The 19,824-nt window shown below is 72.4% G+C and carries 15 protein-coding genes; 7 read left to right on the forward strand and 8 right to left on the reverse strand.

Annotated features, from left to right (window positions below):
- The 6 genes from ACZ60E_RS15500 (at window position 1) to ACZ60E_RS15525 (ending at window position 8,843) form a co-directional block, all read left to right on the forward strand.
- Window positions 1–1,248 (forward strand): TRAFAC clade GTPase domain-containing protein, encoded by a 1,248-nt coding sequence (locus ACZ60E_RS15500; protein WP_469440824.1) that lies wholly within the window; start codon window positions 1–3, stop codon window positions 1,246–1,248.
- Window positions 1,245–4,088, forward strand: coding sequence for a GTPase-associated protein 1-related protein (locus ACZ60E_RS15505; protein ID WP_469440826.1), 2,844 nt, complete (start codon window positions 1,245–1,247; stop codon window positions 4,086–4,088). Before ACZ60E_RS15500 ends, ACZ60E_RS15505 begins: the two co-directional genes overlap by 4 nt.
- Window positions 4,085–5,716 carry a TRAFAC clade GTPase domain-containing protein gene (locus tag ACZ60E_RS15510; protein WP_469440827.1) on the forward strand — a complete coding sequence of 544 codons (1,632 nt, stop codon included), beginning with the start codon at window positions 4,085–4,087 and terminating at the stop codon, window positions 5,714–5,716. The genes ACZ60E_RS15505 and ACZ60E_RS15510 overlap by 4 nt, the downstream gene beginning before the upstream one ends.
- Before the next feature lie 209 nt (window positions 5,717–5,925).
- On the forward strand, window positions 5,926–6,588 hold the full coding sequence (locus ACZ60E_RS15515; protein ID WP_189770994.1) for a vWA domain-containing protein: 663 nt from the start codon (window positions 5,926–5,928) through the stop codon (window positions 6,586–6,588).
- Window positions 6,585–7,499 carry a protein phosphatase 2C domain-containing protein gene (locus ACZ60E_RS15520; protein WP_469440828.1) on the forward strand — a complete coding sequence of 305 codons (915 nt, stop codon included), beginning with the start codon at window positions 6,585–6,587 and terminating at the stop codon, window positions 7,497–7,499. The genes ACZ60E_RS15515 and ACZ60E_RS15520 overlap by 4 nt, the downstream gene beginning before the upstream one ends.
- Window positions 7,500–8,843, forward strand: a complete 1,344-nt coding sequence (locus ACZ60E_RS15525) for a protein kinase domain-containing protein (protein ID WP_384799902.1) — start codon at window positions 7,500–7,502, stop codon at window positions 8,841–8,843.
- A 36-nt stretch (window positions 8,844–8,879) separates the two neighbouring features.
- On the opposite strand, the gene ACZ60E_RS15530 is transcribed toward ACZ60E_RS15525, so the two are convergent.
- The 5 genes from ACZ60E_RS15530 to ACZ60E_RS15550 all read right to left on the reverse strand — a co-directional run bounded on the left by ACZ60E_RS15530 (window position 8,880) and on the right by ACZ60E_RS15550 (window position 12,822).
- Window positions 8,880–9,203, reverse strand: coding sequence for a hypothetical protein (locus ACZ60E_RS15530; protein ID WP_384799905.1), 324 nt, complete (start codon window positions 9,201–9,203; stop codon window positions 8,880–8,882).
- A 64-nt stretch (window positions 9,204–9,267) separates the two neighbouring features.
- The gene (locus tag ACZ60E_RS15535; protein WP_469441203.1) at window positions 9,268–10,731 is read right to left on the reverse strand and encodes a hypothetical protein; all 1,464 of its coding nucleotides are present in this window, start codon (window positions 10,729–10,731) and stop codon (window positions 9,268–9,270) included.
- Between the two features lie 89 nt (window positions 10,732–10,820).
- Window positions 10,821–11,864, reverse strand: coding sequence for a ketopantoate reductase family protein (locus ACZ60E_RS15540; RefSeq protein ID WP_469440829.1), 1,044 nt, complete (start codon window positions 11,862–11,864; stop codon window positions 10,821–10,823).
- 12 nt (window positions 11,865–11,876) lie between these two features.
- Entirely contained in the window at window positions 11,877–12,272 is a 396-nt protein-coding gene (locus ACZ60E_RS15545; RefSeq protein ID WP_469440831.1) for a nuclear transport factor 2 family protein, read from the reverse strand.
- Entirely contained in the window at window positions 12,265–12,822 is a 558-nt protein-coding gene (locus tag ACZ60E_RS15550; protein WP_385836002.1) for a DUF1697 domain-containing protein, read from the reverse strand. Before ACZ60E_RS15550 ends, ACZ60E_RS15545 begins: the two co-directional genes overlap by 8 nt.
- 326 nt (window positions 12,823–13,148) lie before the next feature.
- Between ACZ60E_RS15550 and ACZ60E_RS15555 the strand changes: the two genes are divergently transcribed.
- On the forward strand, window positions 13,149–15,440 hold the full coding sequence (locus tag ACZ60E_RS15555; RefSeq protein WP_453795888.1) for an MMPL family transporter: 2,292 nt from the start codon (window positions 13,149–13,151) through the stop codon (window positions 15,438–15,440).
- Window positions 15,441–15,575: 135 nt separating this feature from the next.
- Here ACZ60E_RS15555 and ACZ60E_RS15560 read toward each other — a convergent pair whose 3' ends face one another.
- The 3 genes from ACZ60E_RS15560 to ACZ60E_RS15570 all read right to left on the reverse strand — a co-directional run bounded on the left by ACZ60E_RS15560 (window position 15,576) and on the right by ACZ60E_RS15570 (window position 19,796).
- Complete coding sequence (locus tag ACZ60E_RS15560) at window positions 15,576–16,718, reverse strand: CDP-alcohol phosphatidyltransferase family protein (RefSeq protein ID WP_453795964.1); 1,143 nt, start codon at window positions 16,716–16,718, stop codon at window positions 15,576–15,578.
- A 278-nt stretch (window positions 16,719–16,996) separates the two neighbouring features.
- Window positions 16,997–18,217 (reverse strand): macrolide-inactivating glycosyltransferase, encoded by a 1,221-nt coding sequence (gene mgt / locus ACZ60E_RS15565; RefSeq protein WP_469440832.1) that lies wholly within the window; start codon window positions 18,215–18,217, stop codon window positions 16,997–16,999.
- Between the two features lie 274 nt (window positions 18,218–18,491).
- Window positions 18,492–19,796, reverse strand: a complete 1,305-nt coding sequence (locus ACZ60E_RS15570) for an ABC transporter substrate-binding protein (RefSeq protein WP_469441205.1) — start codon at window positions 19,794–19,796, stop codon at window positions 18,492–18,494.
- Between the last annotated feature and the right edge of the window lie 28 nt (window positions 19,797–19,824).

The raw sequence follows: 19,824 nt of genomic DNA on the forward strand, positions 1-19,824 counted from the left end.
ATGACGACCGTCATCTGCCCCTACTGCTTCGCCCGTTCGTCCGCCGCCGGGCTGCCCTACCGCTGTCTGATGATCGCGGGCGGGGTGCGCGGCTCCCAGCCGTGCGGGCCCGAACGCGACGACGTGTGGGCCGAGTTCATGGGCCCGGGCATCCCCCCGTCGGCCCGGATGCGCGGCCCGGTCTTCACCCGGCCGCGCTCACCAGTGTCCAGACTACGGCCCGCCGCGAACGCGGGCCCCGCCGTCTGTCCGGGCTGTGGCGTGACCACGACGGTACGGGTGTGCGGCTCCTGCCACAGCGATCTGCCCAGCGACTACTGCGAGCAGGACAGCCGGATCATCGCGCTGGTCGGCGCGAAGGCGTCCGGCAAGAGCACGTTTGTCGCCGTGCTGGTCAACGAGTTGAACCGGCGGGTCGGGCAGGCCTTCGACGCCTCGCTCGCCGCGATGGGCCAGGGCACGCAGCAGCGCGACAAGGAGATGGCCCAGGACCTGTACGAGCGGCTGCGGCTGCCGGACGCGACCCGGCCCGCCGCCCTGGGCTTCAACGATCCGCTGCTGTACCGGCTGAGCCTGCCCCGGCGCGGACGGCTCGGCACCGGCAGCCGGCACACCACCCTCGTGTTCTTCGACGCGGCGGGCGAGGACCTCGCGGGCGCCGACGCCGTGGACCGCTACACCCGCTATCTCAGCGCGGCCGACGGCATCATCCTGCTCGTGGACCCGCTGCAACTCGGTTCCGTGCGCGACCGGTTGCCGCTCGGCGACGGACCGCCGCTGCCCGCCGTGGAGACACCGCCGCAGCAGATCGCGGCGGATCTCGCGACCCAGCTGCGGGCGCACGGCCGGGGCGGCTCGCGCGGCCGGGTCAGCACACCGATAGCGGTGGCCGTGACGAAGACGGACATGCTGCGGCCACTGCTCGACCCGCACTCACCGCTGCTGAGCAGCGCCACCCACGAGGGCGGGAAGCTCGACGAGGACGACCGGCTCGCGGTGCACGAGGAGCTGCGCGCCCAGCTCGCCGACTGGGACTCGGGAGCGCTGTACCGGCAACTGGAGCGGGACTTCGCGGAGTTGTCGCTGTTCGGTCTCTCGGCGCTGGGTGCGCCACCGCCCGCCGACGCCCCGGCGGACGTACCGAAGTCGGGGCCGCAGCCGTTGCGGGTGGAGGATCCATTGCTGTGGCTGCTGGCCCGGCGCGGGCTGCTGCCGGTGACCGACGCACGGAAAGGACAGTCCAGGTGACGCTCTCCCAGCTCCACTACACCTCCGCGCCGCCCGGGCCCGGCGGGTCCGGCTTCCGCTTCACGGCGGTCAGCGAGGACGTGCCACAGGGCGTGCTCAGAGAGGCGGAGCAGCTCATCGGGTACGAGCCGCCGCGGGACTCCCCCGCGCGGCCGGACGCCGACGAACTCAGTGGCTTCCCCACGGCGTTCAGCTTCAGCGAACTCTCCGACGGCGGGCGGCTGCTGAGCCGTTCCGTCTACACGGGCGTCGACTACAGCGGGCGGTGGGGCAACTTCCACGCCCATGCCCTCCATCTGCCCGCCGGGGGACGGCTGCCGGACGGTGCGCTGCCCATCGCGGCCTGGGAGTCGCGGCGTTGGGGCCGGGCGACACCGGACGGCGGCAGGCCCGAGCCGATCGACCGCTTCGAGCCGTCGGGGCTCATGCAGCACGAGGCGCTGGTGGCCTTCGCGGTGTCCCGTGCCGACCGGCTCGCGGCGGTCCTCGCGGACGTCCGGGCGGTCGCGGACGACCCGGGGGCCGGGCAGGTCGTGCTCGTGGAGCGGGACAGCGCCGCCGTGGCCCAGTGGATCGCGCTGGCCTGCGCGGTGCTGCCGCGCGAGCAGGCGCACCGGCTGACCTTCACGACGTACACGCGGCGGCCCGTGCAGGCGAGGCAGCAGATCATCGGCGTACTGCCGTCGTCGGAGACCGTGGCGTACAGCCATCGGCACCGGGTCCACGACTGCACCCGGCCGCCCGTGCCCGCCGCTCCCGGCACGTCCGCCGAGGCCGTGGCGGACCCGTGGGCGGAGGTGTGCGCCCGGGTGTGGCGGGCGGGCAGGCCCGATCTGTTCCGGCGCCACGAGCCGGACCTCGGTCCACTGTCCGCGGCGGCGCTCACGGCTCGCATCCCGCTCCCCCCGGCGGCGCTCACGGCGGCCACGCACTGGGTCCGCGAGCGCGCGGGCAGCCTGCCCGAGGGCGAACTGGCCGAGATCGTCACGGCGTTGAGCGAGGCACGGCCGACGGACGACATCCGGCCGTCGGACGAGGCCCGGCGGACGGACCGTGCGGCATCCGGGACGGCATCCGGTACGTCGGCGGCGGCCGACTTCGTCGCGGGGCTGACCTCCCTCTTCGAACGCCTCGACGGGCAGGTGCCCGCCTTCGTCTCCGCGCCGCTCGCCGCGCAGGTGCTGACGGCGGCGGTGCGCGGCGACGGGCCCGTCCCCGTCGTCCACGGTGCCTCGTTCACCCCCGAGGCGCGGACGCGGCTCGGCGCGGAGCTGGGGTACGCGATCCGCTCGGGCGTCGCCGATCCGGCACAGCCGCCGGCCGGGCGCCCGCTGGGTCTGCTGCGCGTCGCCGATCTGCTGGAGGTCGACTGCACCGACCTCCTCCCGGACCTCGCGGCGCGGCTGGCCCAGGCCCTCATGGACATCCCCGAGGCGCGGGCGCACCCCTCCGCCACGGGCCCGGAACCCCGTACGGACACCGGGTACCCGGGTCGGCGTACCCCGGTGGCGACCGCCGACCGCGACGGGGCGATCCCCTGGTGGAGCACCCGTACGGGCCCGGCGCACCCCGGAGCGGAAGGGGCAGCCGGGACGGCCGGAGCCGGGTACGAGGCCGGTTTCGGCGCCGCCGGTCCCATGGACCCCGCCGGTCCCGTGAACCCCGTAGGTTCCGCCCGGCCTGTCGGCCCCGTCGCCCCCACCGCCCCCGTCCGCCCGGAGGAGCTGGCCGTGCTGCGCGACGCCGTCGCCGCGCATCCGACCCTGCGGATCGCCCTCTTCGGCGCGCTCGACGCGATCTCCGCCGACCGGCCGGTGTCCGCCGCGCGGATGCTGGCCGTCGCGGAGCTCCCCGTGCGGGACCACCCGGGGTTCCCGCATCTGCGGATGTGCGCGTCGAACGCCCTGCCCACCGGCGTGGGCGACCGGGTGACCGCGTTCCACGACGTGGTGCGTACCGCCGGGGTCTCGTTGCACACCGAACCGGCCGTCCTGCGGACCGCGGTCGACCTGGTGTGGCCCGGCGTACTGCCCACGGGCCAGGAGGCGAGTCTGCTGCTCAACGCACTCGGCTCCGATCTGCACCGCGCGGCCGGTACCCGGGACCTGCTGATCGACGCCGCGCTCGCGGCGCCGGCCGACGACCGGGACATCCCGGCGCTCGCCGTCGACCTGCTGTGCTGCTTCACCACGGAACTGGCGCCGGAACAGCGTGCGGCGCTGCTGCTGCTGGAGTTCGCGGGGCTGCTCGGCACCGAGGGCGAGGGGCTGGACTGGGTGCAGCGCGCGGCGGCGCTCGGCGCGAACGCGCGCCCCGTGCCCGCGCCGGTCCTCGAACGGGTCCACCGCGCCCTCGCGCGCCGGCTGCTGCGCGGTTCGGCGCCGCCCGGTGAGCTGTACGCGCTGGCCCTCTCCGGTGACACGGCACTGCTGGCCGCGTACGAGCGGAGGGCGCAGTCGAACCGGGTGGGCGACCGGCTGCGTACCGTCCCCGGTTACGTCGCCGACTGTTTCTGCGACTGGAGTTCGCACGCGGGCGCGCACCCGGCGTGGGACAAGACGTGTGCCGCGCTGCTGGCCAAGGTGCTGCGGCCCGTCGTGCGGGCGCTGCCCGCCGAGGATCTGGCCGAGGTGGAGGCGAGCCTCGACCGGGCGGGCCGCGGCAAGCTCGACGCCTTCCGGGCCTGGAACCGGCCCGGTACGTTCGGCCGCCTCGCGGGCCGGTTCACCGGCCGCGGACGCGGCAGGGACGGCGGCCGGGACGGGGGCAGGGACAGCGACCCGTCCTCGCGGTACGGGGACGTGGCACCCCCTCCGGGCGACGGCCGGGAGTACCGGTGAACGTGGTCGCGCAGTGTGTCCTCGGCTTCCTGGCGCTGGTCGCGGGCGCCGTCTGCTTCGGCAACGCCCTGTGGCAGCTCCTCTCCCTGGGGGTGCGGGCGGTGTGCTCCGCCCTGGGCCCCCGGCAGGAGGGCGTGACCGACACCCGTATCCCGGTGGTCGGCGGGGGCGGGGGCAAGAGCGGTTCGGGTTCCGGTGGCGGCGAGCCGGCCGAACTCGCCTACTGGTGGCGGCAGATGTGGGTGGACGCGGCCACGGCGGGCGGGTTCGGCATCCGGGTGATCTGGCTGCGGTTCACGAGCCGGTGGACCCAGCACACGACCGCGAGACTGTTCCGCGGCATCCGTGCCGACGGGCTGCCCGAGCGCAACTCGTTCGTGCAGCTGGGGATGTGGCTCGTCGCGCCCGGCACGTTCCTCGGCGCCCTCGTGGCCGCCACGCTCGCGACCGTGTTCCTCGCGCTCGCGCTGGCGGTCCTCGCCCTGCTGCTCGCCCTCGTGTGGCTGGGCGCCGCCGGGACCGCGCTCGTCCTGCGGGGCGTGGAGCGCGGCTGGGCCACGGTCCTGCGGATCCGCGTCAAGTGCCCCTATCCGGGCTGCTACCGGCCGGTGCCGCTCGCGGTGCACCGCTGCCCCGGCTGCCGGAAGCCGCACGCCCGGCTGCGTCCCGGCCGGTACGGGGCGCTGCGGCACATGTGCTCCTGCGGACAGCGGCTCGGCGCGAGCCGACTCGCGGGCCGGGGTCGGCTGACCGCCCTGTGTCCGCACTGCGACCAGGTGCTGCCGGACGCGGTGGGCACCACGCGGGTCGTGCACGCGCCGCTGGTCGGCGGCACGTCGTCGGGCAAGACGATGCTGATGGCCGCCATGGTCGAGGGGCTGCACGCCTGGTCGCGGCGGAGCGATCTGCGGGTCGAGTACGCGTCGACGGACGACCGGCAGACCGCAAACACCCTCAACCAGACACTGACACAGGGCACTTGGGCGCACGCCACGACCGGCGGCCAGCCCCGCGCCTTCATGCTGACGGTCACGCTGGGGCGCCGCCGCCGGCTGCTCTACCTGTACGACCCGATGGGCGAGTCCCTTGAGGACGCCGAGCGGGTGCGCGCCCAGCACTACCTCGCGCACACCGACGGTGTCGTCCTGGTCGCGGACGTGCTCGCCGAGCCGACGGTACGCACGAAGCTGAGCGGCACCGACGCCGACCGGGCCACCGCCGCGCGGCCCTCGCCGCAGGGCCCCTGGGAGACGTACCAGCGGCTGGCGGGCGAGCTGTCGGCGCTCACCGGGCGGCGCGGCAGGATGTCCGTGGCGACGGTCGTCACCAAGCGGGACGTCCTCGACCAGCTCGACTCCCTGCCGGTGGCCGGGGCCCGGATCGACACCTGGCTCACCGAGATCGGCCTCGGCGGGCTCGTGCGCGCCCTCGGCCACGACTTCAGGTCCGACCGCTACTGGGCCGTCAGCGCCCACGCGGCCACCGGCGCGGGCGCGTTGGACAGCGAGCAGCGGCGGGCCGCCGAGCCCGTGCTGTGGCTGCTCGCCGCGTCGGGCCTGCGCACGGGACGGCTGGTCGGCCCCGACCCGGCGGCCGGCCCGAAGGAGAAGAGGCTGGAGACCGCATGAGTACCGTGACGCGGCACATCAGGTGGGGGCGGCGCATGGCCCTCGGCCTGTTCGTCACCGCACTGGTCCTGACGAGCGCGCTCCTCGTCGCGGGCGTCCTGTACGCGGTGCGCTGACCGACGCGCACCGAGCTGACCGACCCGAACACGGAACCGACCCATCCACACCCCACGGAAGGACACGCAGTGAGTGACATCCCCGGCGGGCCCATGGCGAACCGTCCGGTCCACTTCATCTGGCTGCTCGACTGCTCGTACTCGATGCAGGGCGAGAAGATCGCCCGGCTCAACTACGCGATCAGGGAGGCCGTCCCGGAGATGCGTTCGGTGGCCCACGACAACCCGGCGGCCCAACTGCTGCTGCGTACCGTCACGTTCTCCACGACGGCCACGTGGCACCACCAGACGCCCGTCCCCGTCGACGACTTCACCTGGCAGGACGTCGAGGTGGACGGCATGACGAACCTGGGCGAGGCGCTGCACCTGGTCTCGCGCGAGCTGCAGAGCCCGCCGATGCCGCAGCGGGCCCTGAAGCCGGTGCTCGCGCTGGTCTCGGACGGTGTGCCGACCGACGACTGGAAGGCGGGCCTCAAGGCGATCGACGCGACACCGTGGGGGCGCAAGGCCGTCCGGGTCGCGATCGCCATCGGCCACGACGCCGACCGCTCCGTGCTCCAGGAGTTCCTCGCCAATCCGGAGCTGCAGCCGCTGGACGCCAACAGTCCCAAGCAGCTTGCGGCGGCGATCCGCTGGGCGTCGACGGCGGCGGTCAAGGCGGCCTCGCAGCCGGTCGCCGGTTCGGGGGACCCGCTGGCGAAGCAGCCGTTCGCGCCGCCGGTCCTCGACGACGACGATGACGACGACGTGTGGTGACGGCACTCGTACGGCGCTGGGCCACCCTCGCCGAAAGCATCCAGGGGACCGGGAAACGGCAGAACCAGGACTGGTACGCGTTCTCCGGGACCGGTTCCTCGGCCGATCCCCTCGTCCTCGCCGTGGCGGACGGCCACGGCTCGGCCGCGCACGCGCGCAGCGCGCTCGGGGCACGGTTCGCCGTGGACCGGTTCGTCGCGCTGGCGACGGAGTTCGGCCGGGCGGCCGACGCCTGCCACGAACCGGGCGGGCTGGCCCGGCTGATGAACTACGCCCGCAACGACATGCCGCGCGCCCTGGTCCAGTCCTGGCGCGAGGCGGCCCTCGGGCACTGGGCACGGCACCGCCCGGTGGCCGACCTCGGCCTGCCCGAGCCCGGCCCCGACGAGAAGCTGACGCTGTACGGGACCACGCTGATCGGCGCCGTCGTGACGCCGTGGCTCCTGACGGCCTGGCAGATCGGCGACGGCGATCTGGCGGTGGTGGGCCACGACGGCTCGGTGGACCGGCCGCTGGCCCCGGCCGAGGACGACCTGGGCGACGAGACCGAGTCGCTGTGCGTTCCGCAGGCGTGGCGCGCGGTACGGACTTACTGGGCGCCCGTGTTCGAGGAGGCGCGGATCCCGCGGCTCGTGGTGCTGTCCACGGACGGTCTGTCGAAGAGTTTCGCGTCGGGCGACGGCTTCACGGAGTTCGTCGGGGACATGGACGCGCGGCTCGCGACGGAGGGCTTCGAGGGGGTGCGGGACGCGCTGCCCGACTGGCTGCGGCACGCCTCCCGGTACTCCGGCGACGACACGACCCTGACCGCGGCCCTCCTGCACTCGTACGCGGCCCGCCCGCAGCCGAAGCCCGACGCGCAGCCCGGCACCGACCGCGACGCGGAACCCGAACCGAAGAAGGAGACCTAGATGACCGGCATGCTCGACAGCGGCACCCGCCTGACCGTGGAGACCGGTGAGGAGGTCCAGGTCGTCGACATGCTGGGGGCGGGCGGCCAGGGCGAGGTCTACCGGGTGAAGACGTCCGCCGGCGAGAAGGCCCTCAAGTGGTACTACCCGACCTGCGCGACCCCGGAGCAGGAGGGGATCGTACGGGAGCTGGTGTCCCGCGACTTCGACGACGACCGCTTTCTGTGGCCCGAGGCGTACGTGCCCTGGCACCACGGATCGTTCGGGTATCTGATGGGGCTGCGGCCCGACCGGTTCAAGGGCCTGCCCGCGCTGTTCCGCCGCCAACTGCGCACCAGCACGCGCGCGTTGCTGACGGCGTGCCTCTACACCGTCGAGGCGTACCAGGCGCTCCACTCGCGCGGCATCGCCTACCGGGACATCTCCTGGGGCAACGTCTTCTTCGACCCGGACACCGGTGACATCCTCGTCTGCGACAACGACAACGCCGTGGTGGAGGGCGACGCGAGCGGGATCTCCGGGACGATGGAGTTCATGGCGCCCGAGCTGGTGCGGGCCGAGCCGGGCGCCCGTCCCGGTACGCAGTCCGATCTGCACTCGCTGGCCGTGCTGCTGTTCATGTTCCTGATGAACCATCACCCGCTCAAGGGCAGGCGGGAGTTGGCGATCCACTGTCTGGACGAGGCCGCCGAGCGGAAGCTCTACGGGAAGAACCCGCTGTTCGTCTTCGACCCGGCGGACGACTCGAACGAGCCCGACCCGATGGAGCACGCGACCGTGCTGGCCACCTGGGACGCCTCCGCGGGCGCCCTCCAGGACTTGTTCCGGCGCAGCTTCACGGCCGGGCTGCACGATCCGGCGGTCCGGGTGCGGGAGTCCGAGTGGCGCGACGCGCTGCGGGCGGTACGGGACGCGGTGGTGGAGTGCGCGTCCTGCGGGCGGCAGAACATGACGGAGCCGGGCGAGCCCCAGCCGCAGGCGTCCCGCCCGTGCTGGGGCTGCGGGGCGCTGCTGGTGCTGCCGCCGCGCCTGACGGTGACCACTCCCCCGCCGCGCACCGAGCGCCACATCCGGCTGCCGCGCGCGGCCCGCGTGCAGGCCCACCATCTGCAGGCGGAGCCCGCCCGGCACGACTACTCGGACGCGAGCCTGGTGGCCGAACTGGTGGAACACCCCACGAAGCCGGGCCGCTTCGGCATCGCGAACCGCAGCAGCAGGACCTGGGCGGGCACGCGCTCGGACGGTACGTCCCAGCAGATCGGCCCCGGCCAGACGGTCCCGCTGCGCGCGGGCCTGGAACTGGACCTGGGGGACGGCACCCGCGCGGTCGTACGGGCGAAGTGAGCGCCCCGGATCACGGGTGAGGGGGCCGCGCCGGGTTCACAGGCCGAGGACCCGGCTCAGCTCCTGTGCGAGGGCGAGCCCTCCGCTGCCGGCCGCGACGCCCACGGAGATCGTGTCCAGGGCCGAGCGGACCCGCCCGCGGTCCGGGGCGGCGCCCTCCTGCCCGGCCCGCGCCAACTCGCCCCGTACGACCTCCGCCTGGGCGACGAGGGGCGGGTTCTCGGTGCGCAGCCGCTCCACGAGTTCGGCGGCCAGGCGCAGCGACTGGGCCGCGTCGACCCCGTTGTTGACCTCGATACGACCGTGGTCCCCGAAGTTGGAGGGGCCGTTGATGTTGCCGTGGAAGTTGAAGGTGCTCATGCCTGGCTCCTGGTAGGGGTGCTGTTCGCCGGACGCGCGGGTTCGTCGAGGGGGCGGGGGCAGGTCATGGTCCGCCGCCCTGGCCCGCGCCCGGGTGGCCGCCCTGCCCCTGCTGCGGCTGGCCGCCCGCCATGTTGATCTGGCCCTGGTTGCCGATGTTGCTGGGGCCGTTGATGTCCCCGGAGATGTTGTAGGTCTGGGTGCTGATGATCTGCTGCGCCTTGTCGAACGAGCCCGTGTCGACGTTGTGGTCCTGGAGGAAGCGCTCGGTCGCGACCAGGACGCCCTGCTGGAGCCGGAACAGGAAGTCCTGCGCGTCGGTCTTCTCCGAGTAGCCGGCCGCGTCCCAGTCGCCGAGGCTCTCGCGCAGACTGTCGAACGCCCCGTAGTCGTACACCAGATGGCGTTCCTTGATCTCGCGGCGGGTCCTGGTCAGGGCCCGCTCCGCCTCGCGGTGGAACCGGCGCCGGGCACGCAGCCGCCGGGAGGCACCGCGCAGTTCGGGCCAGACGTGCGAGGTGGCGTACGAGACGAGGCTCCACCAGCTCTCGGCGCGGGCGACGGGCAGATGGTCCACCCGGTGGAAGCGGCCGTGCAGCGGCGGGATCGCGTACGCGGCGACCTCCCAGGTGAGGCTCGGCCGGTGCAGTCGCGCCCGCAGATACATGGAGACGATGGTCCGGCCGCCCTCGCCGACCCGTTCGAGACAGAGGTACGTGCGCATACCGGCGCCGGGGCTCTGCAGGCCGGCCTGGACGAGCTGCCGGGGGATCTGGGCGCGCGGGTGGCGGGTGCGGTCGGGCAGCAGCTCGGGCAGGTGGAGGGCGTTGCTGCCGAGGACGTACAGGCGGTTCCTGGCGCGCAGGCCGTCGAGGCCGGAGACTCCCTCCATCTCCCGGGCCACATAGGTGTGCAGGTCGACGGCGTCGAAGGGGCGGATGGTGAGCTTGCCGCCGGTGGGCGAGTCCGCGGGCCTGCTGACGTCGATCGGCTGCCAGAGCGTTTCCTTGATCTTGTCGCCGCTGCCGACGAACGGGTTGGTGCGCTCCGCGGAGTCGGTGTACGGGATGACGTTGGCCCGCTTGAGGTCGTGCAGCCGGGCCTCCGCCTCCTGTTCGACGGCCGGGGCGAGGTTCTCGGCCTTGTCCTGGCTGCGGTAGACGTCCTGGGCCGCGGCCCTGGCGCGTGCCTGGTCGTGGTGGACGAGCCACCAGGCGGCGGCCAGGACGGCCACCGGCCCGTACACGGCGGTCATCGCGACCGGCCCGTGGCCCTTGACGAGGGCGACCAGTCCGGCGAGCACCGCGGCCCAGCCCGCGGCGAACAGCCAGGCGAGCTGACGGTCGAGCGCGGCGCGGGCCCTGACGGCCACGCGCGCGTGCCGGGCGAGCGCGACGAGGTTGATGCCGAGGGCCGGGCCCATGGCGTTCAGGCCGTCCCCGGTGAGCCGGTGGTCCGCCTCGTGGGCGAAGTCCGCGTCGAGATGCACCGACGCGCACAGCCGCCGGGTGACCGCGTCCTTGCGCATCTTAGGCAACGACGGCAACTGTCTTCCGACCATTCAGGCCCCCCACCCCGTAATCGCTCCATCACCCTAGGGATACGGAGGGCCGTGTGTCACGGAGTTGCGGCACCGGAGATCGGGAGGGCCTGCGCGACCGCCGCGTCGGCCAGCCGTACCAGCTCGGCCACCGGCATCGAACCCGCCGCCCGCCGCTGTCGCGCGAACTCGTTCGCGAGGCGTCGCAGCAGGTCGTTGAGGGGCGTCGGGACTCCGTGCAGACGCCCCAGCAGGGCGATCTCCCCGTTCAGGTAGTCCGCCTCGATCGTGCCCGTGCCCCGGCTCAGCGACTGCCAGGACGACCCGCCGCCGCGCGCCGGTCCGTCGTCGAGCGGTACGAGGCGCATCTTGTCGGCGCGGGCCTCCTTCTGCTCCTCCTGCGAGGCGTACGCCGTACCCGCGGCGGCGAGCACCGCCTCGCCCTCGGCGCGTACCCGGCCCTGCAGCGCGTGGGCCTCCTCGCTGTCGACGACCCCGCTGACCGCCTCGATGGCGTTGGCGAGGTTGGCGAGCAGTTTGGCGTACTGCCAGCGCGTCACATCGGGTACGACCGGCGCCTCGAAGCGGGACGCGGTCAGGTCGGCGGCGACGGCCCGCGCGGTGTCGTCCGTGCCGTGCGGGAAGCGCCCGAGGTGGAGGATGCCGGTGAGGGGCGATCCGGCCGCCGACACCACGCCCGGCTCGACGAAGGTGGCGGGCAGCCACACGCACACCCCGTACACCCGGTGGAAGCGGCGCAGTGCGAGCCGCTGGCTCTCCACGCCGTTCTGGGCGCACAGCAGCGGCAGCCGTTCGGCCGCCGTGCCGCCGCCCGCCACCGGGGCGGGCCCCCATTCCTCCAGGGCCGCCACGCTGTCCTGCGTCTTGACGGCGAGCACGAGGACGTCCTCCGCACGCAGTTCGCCGAGGGCCGACGGGCCGTCGACCGCGGGCAGCCGGTGGGTGCGTGCCCCGTCGGGGGTCACGAGCCGCAGTCCCCGCTCGCGCAACGCCTCGTGGTGCGCGCCGCGCGCGACGAGCACCACGTCGTGTCCCGACTCGGCGAGGCGTCCGCCGATGGCCCCGCCCACGGCCCCTGCTCCGATGATGATGTAGCGCATGGCCCGAGCCTGTCACACCGTGAACGGCGTCCCCTGGTGGAAGTACAGGAGCCATCCGTCGTCCGACCGCCGCCACAGCGAACTCCGGTGTACGTGGCGGCCGTCGCCCTCGGTGTCGAAGGTGAGGTGGACGACGTCCGCCGAGAGCTGGACGCCTCTCATCCCGGAGGTGGACACAGGAACCGCTCCCGTCTCCGCCTGCGTTTCCGCCTCCGTGGCGAGCATGCCGATGATCGCGGCCCGGTCCCAGTGCCGGCCGGAGGCGCCGAACTCGTGGAAGTCGGGGTGCAGCAGCGCGCCGGCCAGCTCGGGGGAACGGCGGACCCCGGGGTCCAGGAGGCGCAGCTCGCCCGCGATCGCCGCCTCGACGGCCGCTGCCGCGTCGTCGGCGCGCGCGGGCTCACTCACCGGTCAGCTCCACGAGTTTGACGACGGTGTTCCAGTTGCGCGTGGTGGCGACGACGCCCTTCGTCACCCGGGGCTTCGCCAGGCTCTCCGCCAGCTTGGAGCGGCCGAGGCCGTCGGGGGCGTACAGGTACAGCACGCGGTCGCCGAGGCGGAACTCCTCGGGCAGGAAGGCCTGTTGCTCGACCGACGCGAAGCGTCCGGCGTCGACCGGCGCCGAGAAGTAGGTGACGTGCAGCTGCTTGGCCTCCAGTTCGGCGGCCGGGAACGGGCAGGCGTCCAGGACGGCCCGCAGATAGGCGTGGTCGCGCACCAGCACGTCGACGGTGAACCCGAAGCGGTCGGCGAGGGCTCCGGCCAGCTCCTCGGCGAGGGAGTCCTCGTCGCCGTGGTCGCTGGTGAACACGGCGTTCCCGCTCTGCAGATACGTGCGTACGCCGCCGTGCCCTAGCCCTTCCAGGAGGGTCCGCAGCTCGGCCATCGGCACCTTCCGGCTGCCACCCACATTGATCCCGCGCAGCAGCGCCGCGTACGTCGTCGTCCCCATCGTCATCCGCACACCCTAGGCCCAGCGACTGACAGGACCCCTTAGGACGGCCGTCGTGCCCCGTGGGGGTGGGCACGACGGCCGGCGGGCCGGGACTGCCCGGCTCACCGCAGGTTACCGACCGGTCAGCTCGGGCGCGACCCCCGAGGGGCGGCTTTACATGTAAGGGCCTCTCATCCTCCTCAGTGCGGAGGTGGCGGGGTCCGCGGGGAGGACTTCCGACCACCGGACTTCACCAAAGAGCACGAGGAGAGGCCCTTATCCGCGCCATACCTTCATAGCGGAAGGTGTCGGCAGGCGGTCGGCACCCAGGACAAGGGGGCAAGCCCGTCATGGGGAAGCGAGACACGCGGGTACGGGGGATAGCGGCCCGGGCCGGTGGCTGGAGCGCCCGGCACCGCTGGGCGGCCGTCGGGATCTGGGTGCTGTTCGTCGTTCTGGCGATGGGACTCGGCTCGGCGGCGGGCACGGTCGAGCTCAAGGACAGCGAGCAGCTCGGGGGCGAGACGGGCCGGGCCGCGGCCATCGCGGAGCAGGCGGGCATCGACGAGCCGGCCGGGGAGACCGTGCTCCTCCAGGCCAAGGGCACGGGTCTCAAGGCGACCGACAGCGAGTTCCGTGCCGCCGTCGCCGCCGTGATCAAGGCGGTCGAGGGCACCGGCAAGGTGACCGACGTGACCTCGCCGTACGACACGAAGACGATCTCGAAGGACGGCCGCAGCGCGCTCGTGCAGTTCGACATGCGCGGCGAGGCGGACACGGCGGGCGAGCGGGTCGAGCCCGTCCTGAAGGCCGTGGACGAGGTCCAGAAGGACCATGAGGCGGTGCGGATCGAGGAGATCGGCGGCGCCAGCATGAACAAGACGTTCGACGACGCGTTCGGCGACGACTTCCAGCAGGCCGAGTTCTCCGCCGTGCCGGTGGCCCTCGGCATCCTGCTGGTCGCGTTCGGCGCGCTGGTCGCGGCGCTGGTGCCGGTCCTGCTCGCGATCACCGCGATCATGGCCACCATGGGCCTGATGATGATCGTCAGCCATGTCCAGCCGATGGACGACACCTCCAGCTCCGTGATGCTGCTGGTCGGGCTCGCGGTCGGCGTCGACTACTGCCTGTTCTATCTGCGGCGCGAGCGCGAGGAACGCGCGGCGGGCCGGGACCCCGAGACCGCGCTGCGCATCGCCGCGGCGACCAGCGGCCGGGCCATCATCGTCTCCGGCGTCACGGTGTGCGTGGCGATGGCGGGCATGCTGTTCACCGGGATCGCCACCTTCAAGGCGATGGGGCTCGCCTCCCTGATGGTCGTGGCGGTCGCCATGGTCGGCTCGGTCACGGTGCTCCCCGCGGTCCTGTCGCTGCTCGGCAAGCGCGTCGAGACGGGACGGATCCCGTTCCTCCACCCGGACAAGCGCCGCAAGGCCAACGGCGGCCCCGGCAAGGCCGGTTCCGGCAACGACAGCCGCTTCTGGACGGCCGTACTGCGCGTGGTGCTGGCCAAGCCGGCGATCTCGCTGATCGTCGCGGCGGGCGCCCTGGTGGCCATCGCCGCTCCCGCGCTGGGCATGAAGACCCAGAACCTCACGCTGGACCAGGAGTTCGGCGACTCGCTGCCGATCGTGGCGACGTACGAGCGGGTCAACGAGGCCTTCCCCGGCGGTTCCGACCCGGCCGAGGTGGTCGTCAGGGCCGACGACATCAACTCGCCCGAGGTGAAGTCCGCGCTCGCCGACTTCCGGGCCCAGGCGGTCAGTTCGGGTGCCTCGCGCGGCCCGGTCGACGTCAAGGTGCACGACGCGCAGAACATCGCCTTCGTGTACGTGCCGCTGGTGGGCGGCTCGAACCTCGACAAGGCCGAGAAGAGCCTGACGATCCTCCGCGACGAGGTCCGTCCCGCGACGCTCGGCAAGGTCGACGGCGTGGAGGCCCCGATCTCCGGTCAGGTGGCGGGTTCGAAGGACTTCAACGACCAGCTCGTCAGCGCGGTGGCCCCGGTCTTCGTCTTCGTCGTGGTCTTCGCCTTCGTGCTGATGCTCCTGTCGTTCCGCTCTCTGACGGTCGCGGTCACCTCGATCGTCCTCAACCTCCTGTCGGTCGGAGCGGCGTACGGCATCCTGGTCGCCGTCTTCCAGCACGGCTGGGGCGCGTCGCTGGTGGGCGCCGAGGGGGTGGGCGCGATCGTCACCTGGCTGCCGCTGTTCCTCTTCGTGATCCTGTTCGGGCTCTCGATGGACTACCACGTGTTCGTGGTCTCCCGGATCCGTGAGGCGCGGCTGCGGGGGCTGACGACCCGGGACGCCATCCAGCACGGCGTCGTCACCACGGCCGGTGTCATCACCAGCGCCGCCGTCATCATGGTCGCCGTCTTCGCGATCTTCGGGACGCTGTCCATGCAGTCCATGAAGCAGATGGGTGTGGGCCTCGCGGCGGCGGTCCTGATCGACGCCACGATCATCCGCGGTGTGCTGCTCCCGGCGGTCATGGCCCTGCTCGGCGAGCGCAACTGGTACTTCCCGAAGTGGCTGAACCGGCTGCCGGACCTCAGTCACGACGAGTCGTTCGAGGAGCCGTCGACGCAGCCGCAGCCGCCTCAGCCTCCGGCGGTCGAGGGCGAGAGGGTCGGCGTCTGACCGGCCGGTTCCGTACGGAGCGGCAACGCTGAACGGCAGCGGGGCCGGGGCATGTGCCCCGGCCCCGCTGCCGTTCGCGATACGCCGTGTCGCGGTCTGCCGTTCGCGCGGTCTGCCGGTCGTGCGGTCTGCCGGTCAGGCCGCGGCGGGGACCTCTTCGCGCTCGAAGGAGTCGATCGTGCGGGTGAAGTCCCGGGTGGAGAGCAGCAGCTTGTAGATGATGGCGAGCTCGAAGACGAGGAGCAGGGCCCCGGAGACGATGGTCGCCTTGATGACCGAGTCGAACAGCGGGCCGAGAATGAAGACGCCCATCTGGAACTCGATACCGCTCACCAGGTGCGTACGGATGCGGTGGCGCAGGAAGAACGAGCGGGCGCGGAGATAGACCGGGAAGCGGTGCCTGAACTCCTGGTGCAGGTCGATCACGCGGGCCGGCGCCTTGGTCTGCGCCTCACCCTCGGCCTCGGCTCCCGCCTCGCCCTCGGCAGCCTCCGTCGCAGTCGCAGTGACCGCCGTCGCCGGGGTCGCGGTCATCGGCGCGGTCACGCTCGTCGGCGCGGTCGTCGCCGCGTGCTCGCGCTCCGCGAAGGCGGCGACCTCGGGGCTCTCCGCGATCTCCGCGGCCTCCGCGCCGCCCACCGGCGTCACCGTCGCCGTGGCCGCCTGGCGGATGTCCTGCTCGATGTCCGCCTCGGGGTTGTTGCGCAGCAGGTCCTCCATGAAGGCCAGCTCCGCGGAGTTCTCCGCGCGCCGGGCCGCCCGCACCCGTGCCTTGATCTGCTTGCGCATGGTGTGGCGGATCTTGAAGATCTCCAAGCCGTTGATGTAGCGCAGCGTGTCGAGGAAGACGACCGCGGCGGCCAGCCAGATGTAGATCGTCTCGCCGGTGCGGTCGTACTGCCCGGCCATCAGCGCGACGCCGCACACCGCGACCCGGATGCGGTCGAAGACGAAGTCCAGCCAGGCGCCGAAGACCGAGCCCTGCCCGGTGAGGCGGGCCACCTTCCCGTCCATGCAGTCGAGGATGAAGCTCAGGTGGTAGACGAACGCACCGGCGATCAGCCACCGCCAGTCACCGAACGCGAAGAACGCCGCCGAGACCAGGCCGAGCAGGAACGCGCCCCAGGTGATCTGGTTCGGTGTGATCCGCGTGTACTTCGCGGTCAACCGCACCAGCGGGGTGGCGACCGGGTCGACGAGCAGCACAGTCCACCAGGCGTCCCGCTTCTTCTCGGTGATGCGGCGCACCTCTGCGAGGGGCGGTATGTCACGGCGCATAGGTCAACTTCCCAAAGTTCGTATCGAGTTCACCTCACGCTAAGAACCTGTTCGGTAAAAGAACAAGAAGATGCCCGTGCAACCTTCTGTGGGGGTCAGGGGTCGAACTCAGCAACCCGATCCATGACCCGACAGGACGGACCCCGCGTTACCCGAGCGTTATCTAATGACCTTCCCGTTATCCAAAGTGCGCCATGGCTTCACCAATTCCATGGAACCGTGACCCGGGGGAATTCCGGGTTCGCTGAGGGTCACCTGAGCAGGCGTTCTACGTCCTGTCAGGCCTTGTGCTGCCCTTGGGGAATTTCCGCTTCGATCAAATCCGCGGCGCGTGAAGTTCCTCCCTCGGCCGCCATCTCGGCCTGGATCGCCTTGAGTTTCCGTGCCACTTCCGGATCGTCGGCGATCGCCAGTACGGCTTCGCGCAGACTGTCCGCGGTGACCTCTTCCATGGGCAGCCGACTGGCGACTCCGAGCGCGTGGAGCACGTCCGCGTTGCCGAACTGGTCGACGGCCTGCGGTACGCAGACCATCGGCGTGGCGGTCGCCATCCCCTCCTGGCTGCCGCCCGCCCCGGCGTGTGTGACGAAGACGTCGGCCTGCTTGAGGATCGCGAGCTGCGGGACCCAGTCGCGCACTTCCACGTTCGCCGGGATCTCGCCGAGTTCGGCCGGGTCGACGTGCTTGCCGATCTGGAGCACCAGGTGCCAGCCCGGCAGTGCGCCGAACGCCTTCGCGCACTCGCGGTAGAAGGCGGGCTGCTTGGTGAAGGCGGACCCCAGGGACACGAGGGCGACGCGCTCGGCGCCGTCGGGCCGCCGCCACTCGCCCTGGGCGGCGCGGTCGCCCTGACAGGCGCCGACGAAGGTGTACACGGACTCGTCGACCCGGTCGGCGTTCGGCTGGAGCGACTTCGGGATGAGGACCAGGGAACGGGCGGGCCGGCCGGCGAAGGAGTCGGGGTCCAGGCCGACGCCGTTCTCGTCCAGCCAGGCCTGGAAGCGGGCGTAGTACGCCTGCCCCCGCTCGGTCTTCTTCGGCTCCGCCCACATGGGTTCGGCGACCTCCTCCTCGTACCCCTCCCAGGCGACGAGGTTCGGCGAGAGCGAGACGGCGGGGACGCCCCAGCGGTGGGCGAGGACGCGCGCCGGGTACGAGGTGATGTCGTGGATCACGAGGTCCGGCTCGTCGCCCTCGTACGCCTCGATGAGCTGCGGGAGCGCCTGGATCGCGTCCGCGAGGAAGGGTTCCACGTTGTCCAGGAGCGTGCTCCCCCAGGCGCTGGGGTCGTCGTCGGGGGACGGCAGGGTCGAGGTCCACGGCTTCGGCTCGGCGCCGGCCTCCGCGACCTTCTCGGCGAAGACCGGCGGAATCGCGTACGTGACCCGGTGCCCCCGGGCGACAAGCTCCCGGATCACCTCAAGACTCGGGTTCACATGCCCGTGGGCGGCGACGGAGAACATGGCGATGTGGGCGGGGGCGGTACGGGGGATGGTCATACCCCGACCTTAAACAAGACGAGACGTCTCGTGCAATCCAATTAACCCCACTGCCTCTTCGCGGGGTGCGCGCGCCAGGACGTCCGCTTTTTTCAGGGGCGCGGGGAACTGCGCGACAAGCCCCCACCGGACCCGCACCCGACGAACCCGCCGCACCACCCGCTTTTCAGGGGCGCGGGGCTGTATCGACGTGCGGCTCCGCCGCGTGGGCGCGCCCAGCCACGACGGACCCGCACCCGACAACCCACCACCCCACCCCCGGCCCGACGGCCCGTCACCGCTGGTACCGCGCCAGCACCCGGTTCCCGTCCCCCACCAGCCGCCGCCGCAACTCCCCCATCCCGATGGCCCCGCTGTAGTACGACTGATAGGCGGGCGTGGCCACCTTGTCCTTCCACTCCGGATACCCCCGCACGGACTGCGCGGGAGCCGACCGCAGCTCCCCCGCGACCGCGGCCCCCACGGCCCACCCGTCCTTCTCCCCCCGCAGCGCCGGATCCCGCAACGCCTGCGTCCCGGTCGGCAGCATCCAGTCCCCCAGCGCGAGCCGCACCATGTTCCGCGGCCGGAGCAGGAAGTCGATGAAGGCCGCGGCCTCCTTCTTGTGCGGGCTGTCCTCGGCGACGGACAGCGTCTGCGGACTGACCCCCTGGGTGAGCCCGTCGGCCCCCGCGGGCGCGGGCAGCACCTGCCAGTCGAACCCCTTAGGCGCCTGCTGCACGATCTGCTGCCGATAGGAGAACCCGAGCGGAACCATCGCGTACTTGCCGCCGAAGAACCCGGGCAGCGTGTCGGACCCGCCGCTGCCGAGCGTCGAACCCGACGCGCTGTCATCGACGTTGACCTGGTCGTGGATGGTCCGCGGCACGACCTCGTCACCCTCCTCGAACCGGATCCGCACCTTGCCGTCGGCCCCGCGGTGGAACAGCTGCCCACCGGTCGACAACGACAGGTTGAGCGTCGCCGAGACGGGCTCCTTGAGCGGCCAGGCCACCCCGTACTTCCCGTCCCCGGTGCTCAGCCGGTCGGTGACCGTCCTGAACTCGTCCCAGCTCCACGGCTTCTCGGGGGTGGGAATCCGTACCCCCGACTTCTTGAGCCACGTGGCGTTGGCGATCAGGACCCGGGGTTCCTGGAGGAACGGCACACCGTAGATCCCGTCCCCGAACGTCGTCGTCTCCCAGCTCCGCCCCGGGATGTCGGACGTGAGCCGCTCGGACAGCAGCCCGCGCAGATCCGCGAGATACCCGCCGTACGCGAAGTCCGCGAGGTCGTCCGAGGCGTCGTGGATGATGTCCGGCGCCTCACCGCCCTCGAAGGACGTGAGCAACTGGTCGTGGACGCTGTCCCAAGAGCCCTGTACGTACTCGACCTCGACGTCCGGATGCGCGGCGTTCCACTCCCGCACCAGTTCCTTGTTGGCGTCGACGGACTCCTTCTGCCAGGCCAGCGACTGGAAGCGCAGCGTGATCCGCCCGTCCTCGGAGCCGCCCCCGTCCCCGGAGCAGCCGGAGCCCGCGACGAGCACCAGACCGGCGACCAGCCCGGCCAGCCACCCTCTGCCCCCGCCCCTCCGCATCCGCATCGACATCGGCATCCGCGTACGC

It is taken from the genome of Streptomyces sp. NPDC102514 (assembly GCF_055584525.1).